The 25878-nt window shown below is 37.3% G+C and carries 28 protein-coding genes; 13 read left to right on the top strand and 15 right to left on the bottom strand.

The features are described 5' to 3' along the window. Window positions 1-98 precede the first annotated feature (98 nt). Both AC1M9B_RS13205 and ftsY read right to left on the bottom strand, forming a co-directional pair. Complete coding sequence (locus AC1M9B_RS13205) at window positions 99-692, bottom strand: nitroreductase family protein (RefSeq protein ID WP_035266583.1); 594 nt, start codon at window positions 690-692, stop codon at window positions 99-101. Window positions 693-929: 237 nt separating this feature from the next. Further along, window positions 930-2009 carry a signal recognition particle-docking protein FtsY gene (gene ftsY / locus AC1M9B_RS13200; RefSeq protein ID WP_035266635.1) on the bottom strand — a complete coding sequence of 360 codons (1080 nt, stop codon included), beginning with the start codon at window positions 2007-2009 and terminating at the stop codon, window positions 930-932. A 252-nt stretch (window positions 2010-2261) separates the two neighbouring features. On the opposite strand from ftsY, the gene AC1M9B_RS13195 reads away from it, so the two are divergent. After that, complete coding sequence (locus AC1M9B_RS13195) at window positions 2262-3569, top strand: M16 family metallopeptidase (RefSeq protein WP_481609285.1); 1308 nt, start codon at window positions 2262-2264, stop codon at window positions 3567-3569. Between the two features lie 7 nt (window positions 3570-3576). Then, window positions 3577-5088 carry a M16 family metallopeptidase gene (locus tag AC1M9B_RS13190; protein WP_481609265.1) on the top strand — a complete coding sequence of 504 codons (1512 nt, stop codon included), beginning with the start codon at window positions 3577-3579 and terminating at the stop codon, window positions 5086-5088. On the opposite strand, the gene AC1M9B_RS13185 is transcribed toward AC1M9B_RS13190, so the two are convergent. Together AC1M9B_RS13185 and AC1M9B_RS13180 are read right to left on the bottom strand one after the other, a co-directional pair. Beyond that, a complete protein-coding gene (locus tag AC1M9B_RS13185; protein WP_180028944.1) occupies window positions 5085-5405 on the bottom strand; it encodes a hypothetical protein in 321 nt (106 codons plus the stop codon). The two genes, AC1M9B_RS13190 and AC1M9B_RS13185, sit on opposite strands and share 4 nt — an antisense overlap. Before the next feature lie 106 nt (window positions 5406-5511). Then, the gene (locus tag AC1M9B_RS13180; protein WP_481609264.1) at window positions 5512-5871 is read right to left on the bottom strand and encodes a hypothetical protein; all 360 of its coding nucleotides are present in this window, start codon (window positions 5869-5871) and stop codon (window positions 5512-5514) included. Window positions 5872-6096: 225 nt separating this feature from the next. Here AC1M9B_RS13180 and AC1M9B_RS13175 point away from each other — a divergent pair, with 225 nt between their 5' ends. From AC1M9B_RS13175 to AC1M9B_RS13160, 4 genes are all read left to right on the top strand, one after another. Further along, on the top strand, window positions 6097-6330 hold the full coding sequence (locus AC1M9B_RS13175) for an SEL1-like repeat protein (RefSeq protein WP_035266572.1): 234 nt from the start codon (window positions 6097-6099) through the stop codon (window positions 6328-6330). Window positions 6331-6469: 139 nt separating this feature from the next. Next, a complete protein-coding gene (locus AC1M9B_RS13170) occupies window positions 6470-6853 on the top strand; it encodes a DUF2750 domain-containing protein (RefSeq protein WP_481609263.1) in 384 nt (127 codons plus the stop codon). An 87-nt stretch (window positions 6854-6940) separates the two neighbouring features. Continuing rightward, window positions 6941-7372 (top strand): CBS domain-containing protein, encoded by a 432-nt coding sequence (locus tag AC1M9B_RS13165; RefSeq protein ID WP_035266567.1) that lies wholly within the window; start codon window positions 6941-6943, stop codon window positions 7370-7372. A 176-nt stretch (window positions 7373-7548) separates the two neighbouring features. After that, the gene (locus AC1M9B_RS13160) at window positions 7549-8484 is read left to right on the top strand and encodes a hypothetical protein (protein ID WP_481609262.1); all 936 of its coding nucleotides are present in this window, start codon (window positions 7549-7551) and stop codon (window positions 8482-8484) included. A gap of 34 nt (window positions 8485-8518) precedes the next feature. Here the strand turns inward: AC1M9B_RS13160 and trpB are convergent, their stop codons facing one another. The 9 genes from trpB to AC1M9B_RS13115 all read right to left on the bottom strand — a co-directional run bounded on the left by trpB (window position 8519) and on the right by AC1M9B_RS13115 (window position 16183). After that, window positions 8519-9727, bottom strand: a complete 1209-nt coding sequence (trpB, locus tag AC1M9B_RS13155) for a tryptophan synthase subunit beta (RefSeq protein WP_481595205.1) — start codon at window positions 9725-9727, stop codon at window positions 8519-8521. Between the two features lie 35 nt (window positions 9728-9762). Next, complete coding sequence (locus tag AC1M9B_RS13150; protein ID WP_481609261.1) at window positions 9763-10950, bottom strand: vWA domain-containing protein; 1188 nt, start codon at window positions 10948-10950, stop codon at window positions 9763-9765. An 8-nt stretch (window positions 10951-10958) separates the two neighbouring features. Then, a complete protein-coding gene (locus AC1M9B_RS13145; RefSeq protein ID WP_092768445.1) occupies window positions 10959-11810 on the bottom strand; it encodes an AAA family ATPase in 852 nt (283 codons plus the stop codon). 29 nt (window positions 11811-11839) lie between these two features. Then, window positions 11840-12211 carry a hypothetical protein gene (locus AC1M9B_RS13140; RefSeq protein ID WP_481609284.1) on the bottom strand — a complete coding sequence of 124 codons (372 nt, stop codon included), beginning with the start codon at window positions 12209-12211 and terminating at the stop codon, window positions 11840-11842. A 34-nt stretch (window positions 12212-12245) separates the two neighbouring features. Further along, window positions 12246-12551 (bottom strand): YcgL domain-containing protein, encoded by a 306-nt coding sequence (locus AC1M9B_RS13135; RefSeq protein WP_035266558.1) that lies wholly within the window; start codon window positions 12549-12551, stop codon window positions 12246-12248. Between the two features lie 129 nt (window positions 12552-12680). Further along, window positions 12681-13823, bottom strand: coding sequence for a ribonuclease D (locus AC1M9B_RS13130; RefSeq protein WP_035266550.1), 1143 nt, complete (start codon window positions 13821-13823; stop codon window positions 12681-12683). Between the two features lie 209 nt (window positions 13824-14032). Then, window positions 14033-14629 carry a recombination mediator RecR gene (recR, locus tag AC1M9B_RS13125; RefSeq protein WP_092768447.1) on the bottom strand — a complete coding sequence of 199 codons (597 nt, stop codon included), beginning with the start codon at window positions 14627-14629 and terminating at the stop codon, window positions 14033-14035. Window positions 14630-14641: 12 nt separating this feature from the next. After that, entirely contained in the window at window positions 14642-14971 is a 330-nt protein-coding gene (locus tag AC1M9B_RS13120; RefSeq protein WP_035266548.1) for a YbaB/EbfC family nucleoid-associated protein, read from the bottom strand. Between the two features lie 24 nt (window positions 14972-14995). Further along, window positions 14996-16183: an O-succinylhomoserine sulfhydrylase gene (locus AC1M9B_RS13115; RefSeq protein ID WP_481587966.1), complete on the bottom strand. Its 1188-nt coding sequence runs from the start codon at window positions 16181-16183 to the stop codon at window positions 14996-14998. Between the two features lie 141 nt (window positions 16184-16324). Between AC1M9B_RS13115 and AC1M9B_RS13110 the strand changes: the two genes are divergently transcribed. The 6 genes from AC1M9B_RS13110 (at window position 16325) to ppk1 (ending at window position 22668) form a co-directional block, all read left to right on the top strand. Continuing rightward, on the top strand, window positions 16325-17419 hold the full coding sequence (locus tag AC1M9B_RS13110) for an alpha/beta fold hydrolase (protein ID WP_481609260.1): 1095 nt from the start codon (window positions 16325-16327) through the stop codon (window positions 17417-17419). 5 nt (window positions 17420-17424) lie between these two features. Next, on the top strand, window positions 17425-18294 hold the full coding sequence (locus tag AC1M9B_RS13105) for an NAD(P)-dependent oxidoreductase (RefSeq protein ID WP_481592278.1): 870 nt from the start codon (window positions 17425-17427) through the stop codon (window positions 18292-18294). Between the two features lie 83 nt (window positions 18295-18377). Further along, window positions 18378-18644, top strand: a complete 267-nt coding sequence (locus tag AC1M9B_RS13100) for a YARHG domain-containing protein (RefSeq protein WP_481592277.1) — start codon at window positions 18378-18380, stop codon at window positions 18642-18644. A 29-nt stretch (window positions 18645-18673) separates the two neighbouring features. Further along, the gene (locus AC1M9B_RS13095) at window positions 18674-19087 is read left to right on the top strand and encodes an HIT family protein (protein ID WP_092768455.1); all 414 of its coding nucleotides are present in this window, start codon (window positions 18674-18676) and stop codon (window positions 19085-19087) included. A gap of 220 nt (window positions 19088-19307) precedes the next feature. Next, window positions 19308-20420 carry a porin gene (locus tag AC1M9B_RS13090; protein WP_481609259.1) on the top strand — a complete coding sequence of 371 codons (1113 nt, stop codon included), beginning with the start codon at window positions 19308-19310 and terminating at the stop codon, window positions 20418-20420. Window positions 20421-20601: 181 nt separating this feature from the next. Next, window positions 20602-22668, top strand: coding sequence for a polyphosphate kinase 1 (gene ppk1, locus AC1M9B_RS13085; RefSeq protein WP_481609258.1), 2067 nt, complete (start codon window positions 20602-20604; stop codon window positions 22666-22668). Between the two features lie 10 nt (window positions 22669-22678). Here the strand turns inward: ppk1 and ybaK are convergent, their stop codons facing one another. Next, entirely contained in the window at window positions 22679-23149 is a 471-nt protein-coding gene (gene ybaK / locus AC1M9B_RS13080) for a Cys-tRNA(Pro) deacylase (protein WP_481609283.1), read from the bottom strand. A gap of 270 nt (window positions 23150-23419) precedes the next feature. On the opposite strand from ybaK, the gene AC1M9B_RS13075 reads away from it, so the two are divergent. Continuing rightward, on the top strand, window positions 23420-23905 hold the full coding sequence (locus AC1M9B_RS13075; protein WP_481609257.1) for a lytic transglycosylase domain-containing protein: 486 nt from the start codon (window positions 23420-23422) through the stop codon (window positions 23903-23905). Window positions 23906-23931: 26 nt separating this feature from the next. Here the strand turns inward: AC1M9B_RS13075 and AC1M9B_RS13070 are convergent, their stop codons facing one another. Continuing rightward, window positions 23932-25284, bottom strand: a complete 1353-nt coding sequence (locus AC1M9B_RS13070; RefSeq protein WP_481609256.1) for an MFS transporter — start codon at window positions 25282-25284, stop codon at window positions 23932-23934. Window positions 25285-25878: the final 594 nt, after the last annotated feature.

The following is a 25878-nucleotide window of genomic DNA, read 5'->3' as shown; positions in this document are numbered from 1 at the left end:
AGATTGTTAGATATGACTACTATGCTACCAAGCGATGACAATTTAATGACAGAACTCGTCATAAAAAAAGGCACCAAAGTGCCTTTATATGATTTGGATTAATTAAAAGTTTTAAAACGAATCTCGTCATCAATAAACGTTTTATCTCCAGCAGGCGCTTCGATTGAACCGAGCACAAGCTGAGCACGAAGTTTCCAAGAAGCTGGAATTTCAAATGTTGAAGCCACTTCTTCATCCACAATTGGATTGTAATGTTGTAATGATGCTCCAATATTTTTTTCTGACAATGCAGTCCAAACCGCAAATTGAGCAATAGCTGTTGAATGTTCAGACCAGATTGGGAAATTCTCAGCATAAAGTGGGAATTGCTCTTGTAAACCTTTCACCGTATCTTGATCTTCATAAAACAATACAGTTGCATGACCCGCTTTAAAGCTATTGATCTTATTTTGAGTTCCCTCAAATGCTTCTGCAGGAACAATTTTACGTAAAGTTTCTAAAACGATATTCCAAAATTTGTCATGTGACTCACCAAAAAGTGTTACAACACGTGATGTCTGTGAGTTAAATGACGATGGACTTTGACGTACCGCTTCTTTAATGGTTTCTTCAATCTGAGTATTGTCTAAAGAAACATTCTTACCAATTGCATAGATGGTACGGCGATTTTTAATTTGATTTAGAAAAGACATAACTTATTCCTTATTTTTAACATTCATTGTGTGCTAACGATGATGCTATCTTATTCATATTACGAAACCTTTTCAGCCTTATCTTTATAACAAAGTGTTCTATTTTTGGAACAAATTGCGTATTTAATGTATTGAGTCAAAAAATTCGGCTTTCTCAAATTTGAATAACTTTATGAATTTTAAGTATTTATAAAAAAAGCTCCGTATAAGGAGCTTTTTAAATTAACCCAAGAATAATTATTTTTCGTTATCGAATAATGCAGCGACAAATGATTTTGCTGAGAACGGTCTCAAATCATCAATCTTTTCACCTACACCAATAAATCGGATTGGCACATGTGTACGGCTCGCAATGTTAAATAGCACACCGCCCTTTGCAGTACCATCCAATTTGGTAATAGTAAGACCCGTTAAACCTACAGCTTCATCAAACATTTCAACTTGGTTAATCGCGTTCTGCCCTGTGCCAGCATCCACAACAAGCATCACTTCGTGCGGTGCAGTCGCATCAATTTTCTGCATAACACGTTTTACTTTTTTGAGCTCTTCCATCAAGTGACCTTTGTTATGCAAACGCCCTGCGGTATCTGCAATCAATACATCGATCCCTTTCGCTCGTGCACTTTCAAAAGCATCAAAAATTACAGAAGCACTGTCTGCACCATGACCTTGTGCAACGACATGAATATCGTTACGTTCACCCCAAATTTGTAGCTGTTCAGTCGCCGCAGCACGGAAAGTATCGCCTGCCGCGAGCATGACTTTTTTACCTTCACCTTGCAATCGTTTTGCGAGTTTACCAATCGTGGTTGTCTTACCTACACCATTTACACCCACAACCAAAATCACATAGGGATTTTTATTCGGATCGATATGTAACGGTTTGACACGTGGTGCTAATAAAGCAACTAATTCTTCTTGAAGAGCTTTATAGAGAGAATGAGAGTAGATCAAATCGCCACGCGCAGTTCTTTCAGTCAAATTGGCAATAATTGTTTTCGTCGCCTCTACCCCAATATCTGCGACCAATAATTGCTCTTCAACTTCTTCGAGCAGCTCATCATCAATCTCTTTACCACCGACTAGAATATTCATCATTCCATCAGCTAAATTTTTTCGAGATTTTGATAAGCCTTCTTTCATACGACTGAAGAAACCACCTTTCGGTTTTGTTTCTTCAACGGCCGGCACCGTTTCCAGCTTTTCTACTTCATTGTTTTCGATAATAGGCACATTAACGGCCGGTAGGCTCGGTAAGGTGACATCGTCATCACCAATATCCGCATCAATCAAGAATTTATTTTGCTGTTCTTGCATGCCGATTCCTTGAAAAGCATTGCGATTAAAAGAATGGAGTTTAGCATAGATTGCTTTAAATTCACGATCTGCAATTACTTTTAAAACGATCAACCAAATTGCAACAGTTCAATCTTGAATAAATATACGACATCATCAAGAATAATTTTAAAGTCATTATTCGGATTAATTGTGTCTCTCAGCCGGCTCAAATTCTCTCTGCAACTCATTTTCAAACAGACAATCATCATTGCTGCGATTACATCAGCACCGATGATGGCATTTGCAAATCAGCAAACTACTCAACTCTCTCGAAACACCGTCGAAACAACACTGGATAATGGTTTAAGAGTCATTATTAGAGAAGATCACCGCGCACCTGTAGTAATTAGCCAAATTTGGTATGCCGTCGGCAGTAGTGACGAGTCAGGGAATTTACTCGGCATTTCACACGTACTAGAACATATGATGTTCAAAGGCACTAAAAAAGTACCGAATGATGAATTTACACGCCTTAGTCGAATTTATGGTGGTAGTGTCAATGCATTCACATCCACAAATTACACCAATTACTATCAATTCTATCCTAAAAAATATCTTCCACTGGCATTAGAGTTAGAAGCAGATCGAATGCAAAATTTAGTTCTGCACCAAGAAGATTTCGAACCCGAAATTAAAGTTGTAATGGCTGAACGACGGCAACGAACAGAGGACAATCCTCGCAACCTTGCTTTTGAAAGATTTAAATGGATTGCATACCCGACCAGTCACTATCGCCAACCAGTGATTGGCTTAATGAAAAATCTGAATAACATTCAATTGAATGATTTAAAACAATGGTACGAAACTTGGTACGCGCCGAATAATGCAACATTAGTCATTATTGGGGATGTAGATCCTGAACAAACCATTCGAGAAGTCAAAAAATATTTTAATAAGATTCCAAAAAAATCCGTTCCTGAACGAAATGATGTGCTTGAATTTTCAAGAATTGGATATCGCTTCATGGAGCAATATCAGGCTGTACATGTACCCAACTTGTTTATGTCTTGGAATGTCAATTCCATTAAAACGGCAAAAAACCCTCAAGACGCCTACGCTTTAACCATTATTCAAAATCTATTGGACGGCGGAATTTCAGCACGTCTACAAGAGAGACTGATCCGAGATAAGCGAATTCTGACTTCAATTAATGTGAGTTATGATCCATATAATCGTGGGGATAGCCTATTTTTAATCTCTGCCATACCAGCTGAAGGTATTAGTCTTGAGCAAGCGCAAAAACGCATACAGCAGGAACTAGATTTATTCAAATCAGAATTGGTCAATGAAAAAGAACTCAATCGGGTCAAGGCGAATTTCATTTCCAATTTAGTGTTTAACCAAGATGATATTATTGGGCAAGCTCGACTCATTGGTTTGCTCAGCATCAATGATCTAGACTATCGCATGATTGATCAACTCCCTGATTACTTCGATAAAGTCACACCTTATGATTTACAACGCATTGCCAATATTTATTTTAATCGTGACAATTTGAGCGTTTTACATCTTTATCCTGAACAGAAAAACAATAACTAGGTGTTTTATGAATTATTTGTCTTCTCTATTTTTAACGAGTGTCTTATGTAGTGCCATGTTGAGTTCACTGTCGCATGCGGAGGAACTTATAGAAGCTGAACCAATTGAACAAATCATCGAAGAAGATCCAAGTGGTCTAAGCTCGAGTAAAAACTTGCTAAGCTTAAAAGAGATCACAAAATCTTCTCAAAATTATAAAGCACCTTTTGTTCAAGAACTTAAAAACTCTTTAAATGTACGAACCTTATTTGTCGAAACGAATGATCTTCCAATGGTCGACATTCAAATTACATTCAATGCTGGTTCTGCACGAGATGAAGTCATAGGTAAAGGACTTTACGGTATATCCAATATGGCAGCTCGCCTTATGCTTGAAGGAACAGATCAGCTCAGTGCCAAACAGATTACCACCACATTTGAGGGATTAGGCGCCAAATATTCTTTCAATGCCTATCGCGATATGTTTGTTGTTCGACTAAGAGTGTTAAATGATCCTGAAAAATTTGACCCTGCATTGAACTTACTACTGCATTTAATCAAACATGCCACCTTCAAACAATCAGGCATTAATCTCGCGCTCAGTAATACTCAAATTGGGCAAAAACAACTTCAAGAAAATCCATCTAGACTAATGTCAATACAACTGTACCGTATGCTGTATGGAGATCATCCATATGCTCAACCAACAGCTGGGACAGTCGGTAGTTTAAAAAACATTACGCCTGAATTACTCAAAGAATTTAGAGATCGATTGCTTGTCGCTCAAAATTCCAATATAGCAATCACAGGACAACTCACTCAAGATCAAGCTCAACAGATCTCGGAACTGATCAGTATCAATTTACCGCAAGGGCAAAAGCAGCCCGACCTTCCAACTCCCGTCAGTGAATCAGGTTTTAAAATTTCAGTACTAAAACGCGAAAGCCTACAAGCACATGCATTATTGGGTCATTTATCTTTAGAACGAGCACATCCAGACCGTGCCGCTTTGGAAGTTGCCAACAGAATGTTTGGTGGTGGGAGTTTTAATTCAATCTTATCAAAAGAGTTACGAGTTAAACGAGGACTCACCTATAGCGCATCGAGTACGCTGACTACACCACAGGTACCTGGCGTTTTTAGTTTTGGATATGCGACACAACAAGACCAATTGCTCGAAAGCTTAAAGCTCGCACATCGAGTATTCATTGACTTCAAAAAACAGCCAATTACTGACTCTTTGCTTAAAGAAAATAAAGAAAGTATTCTTCGGTCTTTTCCAATGACCTTAAATAGCAATGCAAATATTAATGCCCAAATCGCATCAATTGGTTTTTATGGACTTAATTCCAATTATCTAAATGAGTATCAGGAGCAGATTCGAAAATTAACTCGCCAAGATATTCAAAATGCAATACAAAAACATTTACACCCCGATCAAATGACTGTTATTGCTGTCTCTGACCGTGTCACTGCCAAGGAGATCGAAGAAATACTGAATCAAAATCTTGGGCTCAATCTGAATAAGATTGAAAACTAATCCAACTTTTCAATCGCTGGATAAATTTTTATATGAGCATTCTCGATATGATAAGCATTCAGCAAACGATAAAATTCAATATTTTTAATCTTAGGTTTTGCAAGTAACAAAGTTGCCATTTCATGCGTTCGCTCTAAACGATTTTGAGCCGCGAGCGCTTGAACTTGTTCAAAGTGGGCTGAATTAATTGGACGATTCAGTGCAATACTAGAGACAATAAGAATAAAAAGTACAATGCCTATGATGAAAGCATTTTGAATCTGCTCAATATTTAATTGTGAGAAAAGATCAGACGAAATTTTTTTTAAATGGAGCATGTACAACCTCGGATTAGCTTAAGTGTAATCCGAGATGCTTTAAAAATATAGTGTTAACGTTGAATTTAACAAGAACCATTATGCTAACAATGGCGCTTATTCACCTTTAAGAGACAACATTCTGCACAACACCAAAATATAAGATAGCAGCGATCACCGCGAGTACGATAAAAATAGTGAAAACACTTAAACCACCTTCAGCATCATCAGGGTGTTCTTCGTCAATGACGGCGATACGTTTTAATTCGCCATCATAGTAGCGATAAAATTCAGCTTTCGCTGCAGGATCAAGCGTCTGCGTGTAATCATGCACACGTTTACGCTGCTCTAAACAGTAGTGACCTAAATGGATTTCTTGATGTAAAATTGCTTCATCAAGTTGTTTTTTATGATGATGTGCAAGCGCAATAATATCGGATGGCTCTGGTGGATTGCCAAATGTGAAACCATCAATGGTATTAGTCATAAGTCATTCTCCTTTATAGTTATTTACAGTTTTATCATAAACCCAATATAAAATGATTAAAGTTTAATCATGTAAGTATTTTTTAAAAGATTTATCTTGAAAATTTATTTGACAATTAACGCAAATTGTAATATTAGTTTAATATTACTTTGTTATATTCCATTTTGACCTAATTTAGGTCTTTATAACTGTAGTACTAATCATAATTAGAATAAGGAGTTTTATATGATTAAACAATTCTCTCAACAAGACCTCGAACATATGTATTCGAATGCTGTGAATACCATTCAATTTGAAATGAATTTTACAGACGCAGTTTCAGAACTTGAGAATGCAGCACGTGCGGGTCACGGTAAAGCAGCGATGTTTCTAGCTGAACTCTATCTTCAAGGTTTCCGTGTAGAACGTGATTCTTTGAAAGCACAGTATTGGCAAAACATGGCCACAATGCAAGCATAAAAAAACGTCACATTCGTGGCGTTTTTTTTAGTCTTTTATTACATATTTGCTTACCAAACTTTAAATTAATGCAACTAAACTTTAAGAAAAAAACATTAGACTGAACTTATCATCATTGATAATGAATCATTGAACGATCATGAACACCTTTGTACAGTTGCAACCCAATTCAAAGCATTTTTTACTCAAAATTAATATCCTTAAAACCATGATGTATTGTGGAGTACTTTGGGGACTGTACAATCCAGAACATCAAGGTTGGGCCATTCGATCAATCAATCAAGAATACATATTCCCCTTCTGGCTCAATTCAGTGCAGGCTTTACATTATGCAAAAATTCACTGGCCGCACTATCAGCCTCGAAAAATAACGCCTGATGATTTTAAAAATTCACTACTCCCAACCCTAACGCGACTAAAAGTCACACCTGCCCTGTGCAATCATCGAGATCGCCACTTTAAGCTCACTATTCCACACATGCAGATGCTATTTTTTCAAAATCATTTGAGCCCATCTATTTAGCAGAAAATTCCACTAAAACGATTGTAAAGATTTAAGATTTCAGTTATTAACTTATACATGGACGAATAACCAACAAGAGGAACCTTTATGACAACAGTAGCTCAAGTCCTACAAAATAAAAACAATTCAGAAATCTCTACCATCACACCTGATGCTACGGTTTTAGAAGCAATCACACTAATGGCAACAAAAGGTATTGGTGCCGTTGTTGTCGTACAGGATGAAAGACTTGTTGGAATTTTATCTGAACGGGATTACACGCGTAAAATTGCACTTATGCAACGTACATCTGACTTAACTACAGTCTCAGAAATTATGACTGGTACGGTTTTATCTGTAAGTAAAAGCAACACCGTAGATGAGTGTTTAGATTTAATGACAGAACGTCATATTCGCCATCTGCCAGTATTAGAAGACGATAGACTCGTCGGAATTGTATCTATTGGTGACTTAGTTAAAGCCGCGATGGAAGACCAAAAAGTGTTGATTGAACAACTTCAACAGTATATTTCAGGATAAAGCTAAGCTCCCATCTCGGGGGCTTTTTTTGATAACTCCATCATGATCTCAATTTTGGACAATTGATTGAAATTAGTCATCTTTTACAAAGATTTTCTTTTATTGAGTCATTGAACTATTTAAATAGCATTAGTAAAGTCATCACATTATGGAATTTTTTTGCCTAAGGACTAATGATGTATAAAAAGTTATTGTGTTACACCGCTTTATTTGTAACTGCTTCCACTTATGCATCTGAACTTGAACCAACGATAAAGAATCAAATAGAGCTGCTAAAAAAAGCAAAAACATATCAAAAAAAGACGCTCATCACCCCGGCATGTAATACCTATGAAAAAGCCTACAAAATGGGATATTTAGGGGCTGATCAAGATATGAAAAATCCAAGAAAAAACAAAGAATTTGTTGAAGCCGCCCTGCAAACTTCTGCCTGTTATACAAATTTGAATTATACAGAACAACCCCAAAAATGGCTCGAAGGTACTATAACGCTATTTAAGTTAAAAAATTATTTTGCAGTCCCAAACTTAGATGGCCGACTCAAAGAAATTCAAGATGAAATGATGTCGATCGCAGAAGTGCTATATTTCAAAAAAAATGCTGACTATCGCAATCCCTCTTCTGAAGTGACCAATGCCTGTGCTGCATCTGAAATTGGCTTTAAGATTGGTTATTTAGGTGATCCTGATAAAGCTAAAGATCCTTCATTCAATGCAACATACGTACAACATGGTTTATTTCATGCCGCTTGCGTTTCTCTACTTCCATCCAAGGCTAAATCTGAGAATCCAGCATTTACGAGTTATTTGTCTTACGCAATTTTAAAAGAACTTGCCACCAAATATGACAGCAAAAAAGCACACGAACTAAGTGCACCAGCTGATGAAATTATGAAAACCATGGTTCAAGCTCAACAAGCTCAACAAGCTCAACAAGCTCAACAAGCTCAACAAGCTCAACAAGCTCAACAAGCTCAACAAGCTCAACAAGCTCAACAAGCGACTGAAACACTTGTTCAAGATCTTTCAATCGAAACGCCGCTCATTCCTATTGAAATTTCCTCCTTTGAAAATATTCTTACGCCTTTGAATGAAGAACCACCAGAAATGTAATTAAAAAAACCAGCCAAAGCTGGTTTTTTATGTGTTAATTTAAACCTAATTTTTCTGCCACATAGTCCGAGTCTTTATCACCTCGACCTGATAAATTCACCACCACAATGGTATCTTTGGACAATTGTGGAGCTTCGCGTATCGCCCAAGCAACAGCATGTGAACTTTCTAATGCAGGCACAATCCCTTCAACTCGAGATAGAGTCATGAATGCATTCAGACATTCTTCATCAGTTGCTGTTGAATACTCAACACGACCAATATCTTTTAAGAAACTGTGTTGAGGTCCCACACCAGGATAATCTAATCCAGAAGCAATTGAATGCACAGGTAATGGCTCGCCATTTTCATCTTCCAGCACATAACACGCCATACCATGAAGTTGACTTGGTTTACCTAAAGTTAATGTTGCCGAATGTTGATCAGTATCTAAACCATGTCCTGCTGGTTCAACACCAATCAATTTCACACTACCATCATTAAGGAATGCACTGAATGCTCCCATTGCATTTGAGCCACCGCCAACACAAGCAACAATATAATCAGGATATTTGTTAAATCTGTCTTGTGATTGAACTTTAATTTCATCACCGATAATTGCTTGGAAATCACGCACCATTTTAGGAAATGGATGTGGACCAACGACTGATCCGATGGCATAAATAAAGCTATCAGGGTCTTTCAAATACTCTTCGAAAGCACTATCAACAGCATCTTTTAATGTTGCTGTTCCACGAGTGACTGAAATTAGATTCGCACCCAAAATTTTCATTTTCACGACATTTGGATGTTCTTTTTCAATATCAACTTGACCCATATGAATTTCACACGGGATACCAACCAAGGCACAAGCGGTGGCTAATGCGACACCATGTTGACCTGCCCCAGTTTCAGCAATGACTTTTTTCTTGCCCATGTATTTAGCAAGTAAAGCTTCACCCAAACAATGGTTAATTTTATGCGCACCTGTATGGTTCAAATCTTCACGCTTCAGATAAATTTGAGCACCGCCCAATTGTTCTGAAAGTCGTTTGGCATGAAATAAAGGACTTGGACGACCTACATAATGCGCAAACAGCTCTGAAAGCTCATTTTGAAATTCAGGTGTTTTACGAATTTCTTCATAAGCAACATTGATTTGATCCATTGCTGCTTTTAAATGAGGTGGAATGAATTGACCACCATATTCACCAAAAAAACCTTCTTCATTTGGCAATGCCACACCATTGATTTGATAGCTCATATCAAGATCCTTTAGATGAATATAATTTAAAAAAGTTAGCGCGAGAGGAATTTAGTCATATCTTCAATGCCTTTTAAAGTCATTGGATACATATGGTCTTCAAATAATTCTTTGATCATTCCTATCGTTTGAGTGTAATGCCAGTAATTCTCAGTTTCAGGATTCAACCAAGCCGTCTTTTCATAATGCTGGCGCAAACGACGCAACCAAATTTCACCCGACTCTTCATTCATGTATTCGACAGAACCACCAGCAGATTTTAATTCGTATGGCGCCATACTTGCATCACCAACAACAATCACTCGATAATCTTTACCATAGGTATTAAATAAATCTAAGGTATTCATTTTTGTCGAAGTACGGCGATGATTGTCTTTCCAAACGTAATCATAAAGACAGTTATGGAAATAGAAATATTCTAAAGTCTTAAATTCTGTTTTGGCTGCACTAAACAGTTTTTCACATTGTGCAATATAGGCATCCATAGAACCGCCTACATCGAACAACATCAAAACTTTAATTCGATTACGACGCTCTGGCACCATCTGTACATCAAGAATTCCCTGCTTAGCCGTTTCGCGAATCGTTTGATCTATATCAAGCTCTTCTTCAGCACCTTGACGCGCAAATTTTCTCAGACGACGCAACGCCATTTGCATATGACGTGTTCCCAAAATTTGATCATCATCAAGATTTTGGTATTTACGTTGTTCCCACACTTTCACCGCAGATTTTTTACGTCCCGGCCCTCCAATTCTCACCCCCTCTGGGTGATCACCAAAAGCTCCAAACGGTGAAGTGCCACCAGTGCCAATCATACGATTACCACCTTGGTGTTTTTTATGTTGCTCACGCAAACGCTCTTCCAGCATTTTCATGAGCTCTTCTAAAGAACCTGCTCTTTGTAGTGCTTCACGTTGCTCTGGCGTTAAGTGTTTTTCAAGGAGTTCTAAATCAAACCATTCTTTAGGAAGTTGATTAACTTTAGTGAGTAAATCATCTACATCAAAGGTTTGAATGCCCTGAAAATAATCCTTCATAGCACGATCATACTTATCGAAGTAACGCTCATCCTTGACCATGACTGTCTTCACAAGCTGATAAAAATCATCTTGATCTGCAAAAACCAAACCTAGACTAATTGCTTGATTCAGATCAATCAGCTCGCGCGTCGTTACAGGAATTCCGTATTTTCGCAAGGTGTAAAACAGTCTTACGAACATAGTATCACCTATCGACGAGTCATAAATGCGAGGCGCTCAAGTAGCTGCACATCTTGCTCATTTTTGATGAGCGCACCATACAGCGGTGGAATTGCTTTTGACTTATCATGGTTTCTTAAAATATCTTCAGGCATATCATCAGCCATCAATAAGCTTAACCAATCAATTAATTCAGAAGTTGAAGGTGGCTTCTTAAGACCAGGTATTTGGCGAAGCTTAAAGAAGACCTGAAGTGCCTCACTGACCAATGTCGTTGAAATTCTTGGAAAATGAACTGCAATAATTTCACGCATGGTCTGTTCATCTGGGAATTCAATATAATGAAAGAAACAACGGCGTAAAAAAGCATCAGGAAGTTCTTTTTCATTATTTGAAGTGATGATCACAATTGGACGCTGTGTTGCAGTAATTGTTTCGCCAGTTTCATAAACAAAGAATGACATTTTGTCTAGTTCATGAAGCAAATCATTTGGGAACTCGATATCTGCTTTATCAATCTCATCAATTAATAAAACGCAACGTTCTTCAGAGGTAAATGCTTCCCACAATTTACCTGGTTTAATATAGTTTTTAATATCATAAACACGCTCATCACCCAATTGACTATCGCGTAATCTTGAAACGGCATCGTATTCATAAAGACCTTGTTGAGCCTTCGTCGTTGATTTGATATGCCAAGTAATCAGTTTTAAACCCAGGCTATCAGCAACTTGTTCAGCCAATAATGTTTTACCTGTACCTGGCTCACCCTTCACTAAAAGAGGCTTTTGCAACGCTCGAGCGGCCTTCACAGCAAGCTTGAGACTATCTGTGGCGATATATTGATCTGTACCCGTAAATTGATGTGCATCAACAGACATAATGAAACCTTATTTTTTTATTTGGATAATTAAAGTGGTGGTGTCTTCACTGACGATGTGTGTCTCGGATTCTTTTGTTTAGAAGCGTACTTAGTCCAGAAATAACCTGCCAATAACCCTAAAGCAATAACAAAGGCAATCAATGAGAAATTAGACCAGATCAAAGGTGAATCTTTTGTTAATACCCCAAAGATCAAACCAAAAGTTGCGGGTGCTAAGGCAGAATTGGGCCCTTCAGAAATCGTTGGTGTTGCCAAAACAGCAAATACAAAAATCCAAGTCACTCCACCTAAAGGTGAAGGTAGGCGTTTCGCTATGCCGTACCAACACCACAGAATAATCAAAGTTCCGAGAATATAGACGGTAATTGCAATGTTATATTCTGGAATTGAATCCAACATTGAAACAAACTGATCCCATCCTCCAACTTGATTATCACGCACCGCGTAGTCCCTCTGGCTCTACCGCATTAGGATTGATCAATCCTTCAGGCGGCAATTGTAAAAAGAATCCTTTCGTCTGAATTGAATCCATCACATGTAAAACATTTGCACGCGCTAATTTGCGTTCTGCATGTAATTCCAGTGACATCACAAATGTCGCTCGGCCAAATGCATTTTTCATTGCATCAGATAATACTGATAACGGATCAACAGCTTCTTGGTTTTCCGCTTGTTCAGGACGCGCAACGTAAATATACATTTCGTCTTTCTTACTAGATTTGTAGATTTCACACCACATGATTCAAACAACACCTTTTAAACTCAAAGCAAAGCATACATCAAAAAAAACGGCGAAACATTAGCGTTTGTTAACGCATCAGTCTAGTTTAGGATGACTGGTAATTCTTTAATCAAATTTTGAGAGAAGTCATTCATTGACTTTCATTTGCATACTCAAATATTGTGCATCTTTATGAAGCAACTCAATTAATGGCTTCGTCAGTAAATCATAACGCCAACCGAGTAAATATTGAGGTAAGTCTTGTTCATCGCCATGAAAAACCACATGCTGATATAAAGCCCCGAGCCATTTTTTTCGCATTAACACTTCTTTGGGGATCACCAACTCTTCTGCAAGATTACCAATCATGTTATCAACATCATGTGTAATATCTTTAGATGAATGTTTAATTGGTCGAGCAATTCGTAATGGCCATTCTTCCATTGGGGGCAGCAACGCAATAATATCCAAAATCGTTTTACCGTGCTCACGAACCACATTCGGACGAATATTTTTAACTTGGGATAATTGAAATGTATTTTTTGGATTTTTTTCCACCAAATCAATCATAGTGGCATTTTTCAGAATAAAACTTCGAGGCTGATTTAAAGCCTTCACCATTTCTTCACGCCAAACACTGAGCAATTGTAGCTGCATTAACTGCTTTCGAGAGTGTCTATAATTTCCGACATCTTCGTATAGTTTCTCTTTCGGCGTTTCTGTCGCAATCTCAAGCGTGAGGCTCTTACAATCCTCTAGTACATACTGATAATGCCCTTTTTTCTCTAATTCATTTTTTAGCGCATCGGCTAAATTCATAATATATAAGACATCATTCGCTGCGTATGCTTTTTGCTCTTCAGTTAAAGGACGTGCAAGCCAATCTGAACGTGTTTGATCTTTATCAATTTCTATATTTAAAATTTCTTTGAGAGCATTTTGATAACTGACCTGTAATCCGTGTCCGAGAAAAGACAAAGCCACCTGAGTATCAAATACATTATTAAGATGATTGCCTTTTGAATAATGGTAAATCAGATCAATATCTTCACCACAAGCATGGAAAATATTTTGCTTTGCAGCAAAAACTTTAGGCCAGAAACTCGAAAAATCTAGACGTGTACCGTCTAATAAAAACACCTGATCTGCGACATTGATTTGCAAGACACCCAATTTTGGCCATAGTGTATCAACTTTGATAAATTCAGTATCTAAACCATAAACATCTTGTTGACTCATTAGTGTCAAAACATGCTCGAGTTCTTTTTGCTCTTGGATAAATTGAAACATCATAAAAAACAATGTGCTAGATTGGTATCGAGATGTATTTTAGCTTAAATTATCAATTTTAAATATAAATTTTCAATTAAAGCGTCAAGCAAATCTATGTATACACTGTAAATAGTTATAAAACATGAAAAATTTAATATTTTTTTTGACTAAAAAACTATTCAGAAAAGTGATATTTCTCTAATCAAAAAAATAAGCACAATTTGTGCTTATTTCATTTGCATACGATTATGAACTGCTTGGCTTAAGGTGTGACTATCGACATACTCAAGCTCCCCCCCTTGTGGTACACCTTGAGCAATACGTGTCATTTTGATATTCAAATGACGTGTAGCTTCTACCAAATAATGTGCCGTAGCCTGTCCTTCAACCGTTGCATTGGTAGCGAGAATAACCTCTGCTACCTGACCTTCAGCTAAGCGTTGAACTAATGCAGGTATGCCAACCTCTTCAGGCCCTATACCATCTAAAGGAGATAAATGCCCCCCCAATACATGATATTTGCCTCTGAAACTTCCACTTTGCTCAATTGCCATCACGTCTGCAGGAGATTCAACCACACAGAGCAAGGTATCATCTCGGTCTTGCGACAGACAAATGTCACACACCTCATTCTCAGTCAATGAGTGGCAAATAGAACATTCATGGATATGATCAGCGGCATCGCTAAGTGCTTCAGATAATGCCAAAGCACCTTGCTTATTCTTCATGATCAAATGCAACGCCATGCGCTGAGCCGATTTAGGCCCAACGCTTGGTAAAATTCGCAGTGCTTGGACGAGTTGGTCAAACCGTTCGCTGAACACTCGGCAATATCCTTAAAATAAACCTGATAAGCCAGGAGGTAATCCCATACCACTATTTGCAGACTTCATTGTTTCTTCTGAAATCGCTTCGGCTTGGCGTGCAGCATCATTCATAGCAGCTGCAATCAAATCCTCAATCATATCTGGATCGTCTTGAAGTAATTCTGGATTGATTTCAATGCGTTTTACCACATTACGGCAAGTCATTGTCACTTTTACCAAACCACCACCAGCTTCAGCATGCACTTCTTTCTGTGCAAGCTCTTCTTTCGCTTTCTTGATGTTGGACTCTACTTCCTTTTGCATGCGCTGTGCTTGTTGCATAAGCATGTTAATGTTCATTTGTATACTCCGAACAAATTTAAATTAGACTAAATCAAGACCACGTTGAATGTCTGCAATAATATCATCAACGTCTTCCAAACCTACTGAAAGACGAATTAAACCTTCTGCAATGCCAGCTGCAGCCTTCGCTTCATCAGACAATTTACCATGAGTAGTCGTTGCAGGATGAGTAATCGTTGATTTTGCATCCCCAAGATTTCCAGTAATAGAAATAAATTGAGTGTGATCAATTACTTTCCAAGCAGCTTCTCGCCCACCTTTTACCACGAATGAAACTATACCACCAAAACCTTTTTGTTGCTTTTTAGCCAAATCATGACCTACATGATCCGCTAAGCCAGCAAAGAATACTTTCTCAATTTTATCGTGCTGATGAAGCCACTCAGCAATCTTTTGTGCACTTTCAGAATGAGCCTTCATACGTAGACGAAGCGTTTCCAAACCTTTTAGGAAAACCCAAGCATTGAACGGACTCATAGAAGGCCCAGTTGTACGAACGTAGCCAAAAACTTCTTCAAGTAATTGATGACTACCTACGACAGCACCACCCAACGCACGACCTTGACCATCTAAATATTTTGTTGCTGAATACACGACAAGATCCGCACCCAGTTTTAATGGTTGTTGTAGCACTGGCGTACAGAAACTATTATCAATTGCGAGTAAGGCATCATTTTCATGCGCGATATCTGCTAATGCACGAATATCAGCAATTTCCGATAATGGATTTGACGGAGATTCTACAAATAGTAGTTTAGTTTCTGGTTTGATCGCAGCTTTCCAAGCATCTAAATCTGTTAAATCAACAAAATTGACAGTCACACCAAACTTAGAAATGTATTTTTCAAATAAGGCCACGGTTGAACCAAATACTGCGCGAGAACATACAACATGATCACCAGCCTTTAAGAATGACATCGCCACCGCCATGATCGCAGCCATACCCGTACTTGTTGCCACTGCACGTTCAGCACCTTCCATTGCAGCCAATCTTTTTTCAAACATTGCGACTGTTGGGTTTGTAAAGCGAGAATAAATATTACCGGGCTCTTTCCCAGAGAATTTAGCTGCTGCCTCTGCTGCATTTGCATATACAAATGAAGAAGTTAGAAACATCGGTTCAGCATGCTCACCTTCAAAACTGCGCGTATGACCTGTACGAAGTGCTAATGTATCAAGTTGGTATTCAATGTCGTCTTGCTGGCTCATTGCTCTAAATCAGTCCTAAAAACTGCCTTTGTGAATAATTGCCAACATTTTGAGCGCCCAAAGCATTTAAGGTCAAGGTAAAATATATAAATATCGCTTAGACTTCGTTCAAATCACATGCTTATGAGATCTTCAACCTTCATGGAACATTTAAAAACTAACTGGCGTTCTAAACAAAGCAAGTTAAAAAATTTAGGGACACGCATTTTTTACGGTAAATCTTTGGTTTTATCTCAAGCAACGCCGTATGAAGTGATAGGTACTCATAAATCGAGTAAAATTCGATATTACGCATCTGAAAATAAAAAATATGTTGAGCCATTGGTCTTTGTCGCGCCTTTAGCGATCAAGATGGATATTTATGATCTTTATCCATACCGTTCTCTTATCAAATATTATACAGAGCAAGGTTTTGACGTGTATTTGTTGGATTGGGGACACTTTAGCTATAAAGATCGCGATCTCAACTTTTTAGGTTTTATTGATGATGCAATTCCAAATTGTATCGATCAAATTCGTACACACGCTAAATCTGATCAAATTTCTTTACATGGCTGGAGTATGGCGGGAATATTTGTTCTGTTGTATACAGCGCTCAGACAGCCGAACCATGTAAAAAATCTAATCGTTTTAGGTAGTCCAATTGATAGCTTTGCTTCAGGCAGTATCGGAAAGCTATATGCTAAGATGAATCGCTATCTTGAAAGAACTCGACTACTCAAACATAAAGTCTATAACGGTCGTATTCCTAAGCGCCTCATTCACTCCCCAGGTATTTTAAATGCAATTGGATTTAAAATTTTAGATCCAAAAGGTTGGTATGAAGGCCATAAACAATTATTACTGAATCTTGATGATAAAAAACTTTTGCATGAACATGCCACTTTAGGTTATTTCCTCAATCATATGATTGATTATCCTGCTGGGGTAAACCAAGACATGTTATTCAATGTCTGGTTAAGAAATCCGTTAAAAAATGGTTATATCGAACTTCAAGATAAGAAAATCGAATTAAAAAATATAGACTGCTCTCTTATGATTGGCGCGGGTTCAAGCGATCAAATGGTCACAGCTGATGCTGTTAGACCATTGACTGAATTGACAAATAGTCGTGATGTCACGTTTACTCTTATTCCTGGTGGGCATTTAGGTTTAATGTCGAGTCAAAAAAGTGCCGATCAATTTTGGCCTGAACTTGCTTACTGGTTAGCAGAGCGTTCAACACAAATAGAGTAAAGAAAATGACGACAGTTGCATTTATTGGATTAGGCGCAATGGGTTACCGTATGGCAGCTCATTTACCAAAACACTTTGAATCAGTTTTGGTATGGAATCGAAATTTCGAGAAAGCCAAACAACATGCAACTGAATATCAAACTCAAGCCGTATCACTGCAAGAAGCTGCCCAAGCTGATATCATTTTTAGTTGCTTACCAACGAGTCAGCAAGTCAATGAGATCATTCATCAAGTCGACATTAAATCTGGATCAATTTGGGTAGACTGCACCAGTGGCGTGCCTGATGCAGCTAAAGCACAACAAGCTTTTTTAAAATCAAAAGGTGTATTTTTTCTAGACGCACCTGTTAGCGGACAAACTATCGGTGCTGAAAATGCGACTTTAACCTTCATGGTAGGTGGTGAAAAAGCTGCTTTTGAAGCTGCATTACCAGCAATGCAAGCCATGGGTAAACTGATTAAGCATGTAGGAGACTCAGGATCTGGTTTTGCTGTGAAAGCAGTGAACAACATGCTCTTGGCTGTTCACTTATGTGCCGCTGCTGAAGGTTTTACTGCACTCAAAGCACATGGTGTGGATTTAAATGAAGCATTAGAGTGCATCAATGCTTCAAGTGGTAAAAGCGGTGTGACTGAAAATGTATTGCCTCAACGGGTATTAAATCGAAGTTTTCCAAATACTTTTGCCTTACCGTTACTGAGCAAAGACACTGGTATCGCAGTAGACCTCATCCATCAAGCAAAATTATCCGCACCTGTCATTACGCTTACTCAAAGTCTAATTGGTGCTGCTAATGCAATAGCTGAACCTAATAGTGATTTTTCGACAGCAGTTAAAATGTACGAATCATGGAGCAAAATTACCTTAGAATAAATTTTCGCCATTGAATTCACATATAAAGCCCATATAATTGAAATGTGACAATTTCAAATGTCCATTTCTAAATGAGGATACTCATGAATAAGTTTTTATTAGGTTTAATTACTGCTGTATCTATTTCAGCTGGGGTCAATGCTTTTGCCGACACTACAAAAGAGTGTGAAAAACTTAAAGATGATTACAACATCATCTATGCATCAAAAGGCTTCTGTTTTAAAGATCCAGATACTAAGGCAAAGTTCGGCAATGAAAATTGCAATACAACTAAACCTAAGTTCTCAGAAAAAGAGCAACAAAAGCTTGACTCCATTAAGCAACGTCAGAAAGAATTGAACTGTAAATAATTCAATCTAATTACATTCTGGGAATAGTTATGGCTTACGATGATCAAAATATTTTTGCAAGAATTCTACGTGGTGAACTTCCTGCAATTAAAGTGTATGAGGATGAGCAAGTTCTTGCATTTATGGACATTATGCCTCAAGCAGATGGTCATACTTTAGTCATCCCTAAATCACCTGCCGTAACTTTACTCGACTTGGACCCAAACACTGCAGCATACACGATTCAAATCGTTCAAAAAATTGCAAAAGCGATTGAAACAGCACTAGATGCAAAAGGTATAGTGTTGATGCAGTTATCTGGTGCTGCAGCTGGGCAAACCGTGCCTCATGTACACTTCCACCTTATTCCAAGTTCAATTCATGAACTGGGTAAACACGCAGCACAAATGGGTGATCAAGAACGTATCAAGGCTTTAGCTGAGAAGATTAAAGCTGCTTTATAACAGATGCTTATAAAATTAAGGAGCTTTGGCTCCTTTTTTTGTTTTTATTCTTTTTAATTACTACAGCTTGTTTCTATCCATTTTCATGATAATGAAATAAATTCTTAATATTACTGACTTATTTGTAATGAATACTTAGCACCAATAGAGAACAGTAGTTACAAAAAAACTACTGATCATGATTATTAGGACAATAAATCAGTCTTTACTGGAGCTAGAAATGAAAAAAACACTTTGTGCATTAGCAGTTGGGGCAACACTAATTACACCAGCAATCGCAATGGCAGCCGACGTTAAAATTTATGGTCGTGCGCATGTTTCATTAGATTACCTTGATGATGGTAAAGATTATAATGAAGTAGGTCTATCATCTAACTCATCTCGTCTAGGCTTTAAAGTTGAACAAAAACTAGAAAATGATATGACCGTTTTTGGTCAAATTGAACAAGAAATCAACTTTGCAAGTGGCTCATCTGATAGCAACGGTGTTGATTTTGCTACTCGTGATACTTTTGTAGGTTTAAAAGGCGATTTCGGTCAAGCTCGTGTCGGTCGTTTTGATAGTCCATTTAAAGTTGCCCGTGGCCCAGTTAATTTCTTTGGCGATCAATTAGGTGATATTCGTAATGTTACTCGCGTCGCTGATCAACGTTTTGACGAACGTAATGCAAATACAATTGAATATAAGTCTCCAAAACTTGGAAATGGTTTCAATGTATTAGCAGCACTTTCTCTCCACGAAGGTACAGTACCTGATGCAAAAGATAACAAAGATAAAGCTTATGATCTTGCTTTAACTTTTAAGGAAGGTGCTATTGATTTCGCAGCTGCATATGAACATTATCAAGAAGATGCTGGTCGTGGTGAGCGTGATGGTTTCCGTTTAGCAGGTGCTTATAAAGTCACACCAGAGTTAAATCTTGGTGCATTTTACCAATACACGACCTATGATAACCCAGGATCTGTATCAGCAGTTGCAGATGAAGTTATTGCAGGAGAAGCTCCCATTTCTGACCTTAATAAAGTAATTTCTAAACAAGATACTCATGTTTTTGGTGTTGCAGCCGATTATAAATTTGCTCCTAAAACATATATCCGTGGGCAAATTATGCATCGTGATGTAGACACGACAGATGCAAATGCAACGCTCATTGCACTTGGTCTTGAACATCGTCTAGATAAAGCTGTACGTGTTTATGGCAATATCGCAACAGCACTTAATGATAAAAATACAAACATTAATCCTTGGGCAGAAGGACGCTCTAACAAAGCACCTGCTTTTCAAGGTGAAGATGCTTTAGGTCTCTCAGTAGGCATGCGTTACGACTTCTAAAATCTTTTATCCAATGTTTAAAGCACACTCATCAGTGTGCTTTATTCTTTAAAAACTTAAACAAATCTATCTATTTAAGTTTATTTATTCCCATCAACAATATGTAATATTACTGTCACACATCAAACGTACCATCGCTGCAAGGTCTTTCCTGACGGCTTACAAAGCAATAATTGGTACTATGCAATCTTTTGAAAACTTTCAACACAATTCAGACACTTACATAAATCGCGAACTTTCATTATTAGAATTCCATAAACGAGTTTTAGCTCAAGCTAAAGACCCTCACCACCCCTTATTAGAGCGACTAAATTTTTTAATCATCTTTTCTCGGAATTTAGATGAGTTTTTTGAAATACGCGTTGCTGGACTTTTAAAACAGATCGAATTAAATCAAATAACAACTGCGCCTGATGCTATTCCCAATGAAATTATTTTAGAACAAATATCTAAAACAACGCATCATGCGGTTCAAGAACAATATCAGATACTTAATAACGAGCTCATTCCTCAACTTAAATCTTATGGTATCGAATTTATCCAATATCATGGAATTTTAGATAAATATACTGAATGGATTCAAAATTACTTCAGTAAATTTATTCAACCAGTAATCACGCCCATCAGTTTAGACCCTGCCCATCCTTTTCCCCGTTTAGTCAATAAGAGCCTTAATTTTATTGTCACGCTTGAAGGTAAAGATGCTTTTGGTCGTCAGATTGAGCTCGCGATCGTACCTGCACCGAGAACTTTGCCAAGGGCGGTTAAAATTCCTGATGACTTATGCGAAGGTAAGCAACATTACATCCTGTTGTCGGCTATTCTGCAACAACATATCAATGACTTATTTCCAGGAATGAAGGCGACAGGATGCTACCAATTCCGTGTTACACGCAATGCTGACTTAAATTTAGCTGACGATGTAGACGATCTGGCAGTTGCTCTTAAAGATGAACTTTCTTCGCGAAGATTTGGACGTGAAGTTCGACTTGAAATTGATCACAATTGCCCAGAAACGATTAACCAATATCTACTTGAACAATTTTCTTTAGAACCTTCACAACTCTATCGTGTTCAAGGTCCTGTAAATTTAGCTCGATTATTTTCAGATTTTGATTGTCCAGATTTGAAGTTTAAACCCTATCAACCCGTGATACCGAAGATATTGAGACAATCAAAAAGTATATTTGATGTATTAAAACAACGTGATGTCCTTTTACATCATCCTTTTGACTCATTTTCACCCGTCATCAACCTGTTAAAAGAGGCTGCAAAAGACCCTAATGTCTTGGCAATTAAGCAAACTCTTTATCGCAGCGGACCAGATTCAGAGATCGTTCAGGTCTTAGCAGAAGCAGCACGAAATGGTAAAGAAGTAACTGCGATTATTGAATTACGTGCTAGATTCGATGAAGAATCCAATATCATGGTCGCCAACCTCCTACAAGAAGCTGGAGCTGTTGTTGTGTATGGCATCGTGGGCTATAAAACTCACGCTAAAATGATTCTGGTTGTTCGTAGAGAAGCAGATCATCTGAAACGGTATGTTCATTTGGGAACTGGCAATTATCATGCTGGTAATGCAAAAATGTATACCGATTACGGTCTTCTGACCACTGATGATGACATTTGTGAAGATGTCCATAAAATCTTTCAAGAATTAACAGGTATGGGAAAAATGGCAAAGCCTAAAAAGCTGTTCCATGCACCTTTTACCTTGCATGAACAGCTTTTAAAACTCATTGCCAATGAAATCCAACATGCTAAGTCTGGTCATAAAGCGCATATTATTATCAAAGTTAACGCTTTAACTGAACCACAATTAATCGCGGCACTTTATCAAGCGTCAAATGCAGGTGTTCAAATCGATCTGATCATTCGTTCCATCTGTTCATTAAGACCTCAAGTACCACAGTTATCAGAAAATATCCGCGTCAGATCCATTGTAGGACGTTTTTTAGAACACACACGGGTCTACTATTTTCTAGATCAAGGCAATGAGAAATTATATTGTTCAAGTGCAGACTGGATGGGACGTAATTTATTTTCAAGAGTAGAAACCTGTTTTCCGATTGAAGATAAAAAACTAAAGAAAACGATTATTAAAGATGGTCTACTAAATTATCTGAACGATAATCAACGTGCTTGGGAATTAGATCAAGGACATCAATGGAACAAGGTATGCCCAACTGATGATCAAGAAATTTTTATCGCTCAAGAATATCTAACCAATCTACGTCAAATGTAGTGATCAAACATTAAGTGTGATCCACAATGTCCTTAAATTGAGCATCTAATACTTGGGCCAATGATTGAGGATCTAATCCGATATCTAGCCCTCGTTTGCCACCACTCACGTACACCTTTTTAAGAGAACTTGCCGATTGGTGAATGACTGTCTTAAGTCGCTTTTTTTGAGCAATTGGACTAATCCCACCCACTAAGTAACCGGTCAGACGCTCAGCCACTTTCGGATCAGCCATTTTAAGTTTTTTACAACTGAAAGCATTCGCCGCCTTTTTTAAATTAAGTTGATGGTCCACTGGTAAAATTGTCACAAAATAATTGACATCATCTGTCACTAGAAGTGTCTTAAAAACTTCATTTACAGATAAACCCAATTTTTGAGCTGCTTCTAAACCAAAACTTTCAGCATTAGGATCATGCTCATATTCATGAACAGAATAATCTATCTTTTTGTTTTTCAAAAATTTACAAGCTGGCGTCATGATGATTTCAGGCATTTAATAATGGCATTATTATAAGAAAATTTTTGAATCAATTTTAAATTTTTTCTGATCTATTTATCTTACTCATCAATATATTGCAAAACTACAACACTCCAATTTATCTAGGGCTTGACCCCAATCACCAGCTTACTTATGATTTTTGCAAATTGAATTTGCACGGTTACTATTTTGCTTTTTTTACAACGTTTACAATCACCTCCCCCATCCTTTACTTTCCTTAAATATAGTTTAGTTCTATCATCGTGTATCGTGTTTGTTGGTTGCTCATCTTTAGGTGGTGGTTCAGTACAAAAACGCGCCGCAAAACTTTCAACAGGTATTCAAAAGGCATACTCTGTACACCCAGACACCGCGAATAGGGTTTCACCACTAATTGTGCAAAGTGCGCAACAATTTGATGTCGACCCCCTGTTAATGGCCGCACTTATTCGACAAGAATCGAGTTATCGAAATTATGCAGTATCACCAGCAGGTGCTGTAGGTCTTACCCAAATTATCCCTAGATATTGGCAACAATCTTGTCCAGGTGACCTTTTTCAAGAAAATATTAATATACAATGTGGGACTTTTATCCTATCAAAATATAATCAATCTGCTGGTAGCTGGAAAAAAGCACTGGCCTATTACAACGTTGGACCTACTGGATACAACACAAATCGAAAAATGAAAAAACAAGGTAAACGTTATGCCAAACAGGTTAAAGAGCATCAAAAAATTTTAAAATCGCATTTATAAAAAAAGCCTCTTATGAGGCTTTTATTCTACTGTGTGATTGAAGATGCGCTTTTTATTTTTTCAGGAACTGTTTCAATCACTTTTGTCCTTTTAATACAGAATACGGCTATTGCACCAATCACTGCTGGTATTGCAACGGCAATGAAATTCCATTTGTGCGGCAATTCCATTCCCAAAAGAATACCAATGACAATGGGGCCGACAATTGCACCTATACGCCCTACAGCTGAAGCCCAACCAATTCCAGTTGAACGTACCGCAATTGGATAAGATTGCGCTACATAGCTATATATTAAAATACTAGTACCAATTGATGCTGCACCAGCCAATGCCACCAGTAGATAAATAACAATTGGTGGTGAGTTAAAACTTAATCCAAATAAAGCAAAAGCTCCGATTACAAACATCGAAATCACAACAGGTTTGAGATGAAATTTGTCTGCTAGAATTCCACCACCAATAGTACCTATGACAGCGCCAATATTTAATGAAAGTAAAAATGTTAAACTACTTCCTAAAGAATAACCTGCAGCCATCATTAACTTTGGTAACCAACTTCCTAATGCGTATGTCATTAAAAGACACATAAAAAAGCAGCACCAAAATAATAACGTCGTTTTCGCTCTACTATCAGTAAATAGAGATTTAACCGATGCATCAGGTAGTTTAATTTCGTTTAGAACCAAATGAGTTGACGAATTAACATTTAAATCTGCATTGATCTTATTAATAATTTCTGAGGCAGGTTCATAATTTTTTTGTTTCACTAAAAATGTTAGTGATTCAGGCATATACTTCCATATAAACGGTAATATTAATAATGGAATTCCTGCAATAAAGAACATAATCTGCCAACCAAATTCAGGTGTAAATTTTACACCCAATAAAGCCGCCATAATTCCGCCAACTGCATAGCCACTAAACATAATCGTAACTAAGGTACTTCTCAATTTTTGTGGTGCATATTCAGAAGTTAAAGTTACTAAATTTGGCAAAACACCGCCGATACCAAGTCCAGCAATAAATCTTAAAATTCCAAATTCTGTTGGATTACTTGCGAATCCTCCTAAAAAAGTAAAACCACTGAACAAGGTTACACAAATTAAAATAACTTTTTTTCGACCAATTTTATCTGCCAACATACCAAAAAGCATCGCACCAAACATCATTCCCGCTAGCGCTGTGCTTGCTAATAACCCAGCTTGGACAGAAGTCATACCCCATTCTTGCATAAGAAGTGGCAACGTCACGCCATTAATTGCTAAATCATAACCGTCAAAAATTACGATAAATAAACACCATAATACGATTGATAAATGAAAGGGTTTAAATTTTGCATTATCAATTACAGCATTCACATTCATTGTCTGCGCTGTCATTTTAATCTCACCTCCAATTGTGAGTATTTTTAAAATAATGAACCTAGATTCATATTTTATATAAATGCAATAAATTAGGATTCTTGTCTATACAACTTTCTAGTGGACTATTCATTTAATAGATTGATTAATAATTCAATTGGCATAAAAAATCATGAAAATTCAAGTTTTAAGAGTTTTATATTTATTCTTAGTTACTAAGAATGAATTCTTATATAACCTTTCGACTGAAATCTTAATTTTTAATACTCAATCTGCAAATTAGGATTGGCATTTTATTTAATAGTCAACTTTGATGCTCTTTGTAAATAAAAATTTCATTGTAAAGCATTCATTTTTTGAACCATTCACTATTGTTTATTATTTAGCTTTTCAACTAATTAGTTGGGTTGTTTTGATGATATTAGCCTTATCACTAAGGCATTTATTGTTTAGCATAAATTAACTGAATGGAGCTTCTTATTTAAGTTAAAAGGATTTAATTATTTATTTCAATTTTTTCACATAAAAAAACACCCCCTTGTATTGAAGGGGGTGTTTAGAATAATGAGCTGGCGATGACTTACTCTCACATGGGTAACCCCACACTACCAT

This window comes from Acinetobacter sp. ANC_7513 (assembly GCF_056779915.1).
This window is presented reverse-complemented; position numbering and strand designations above follow the sequence as displayed.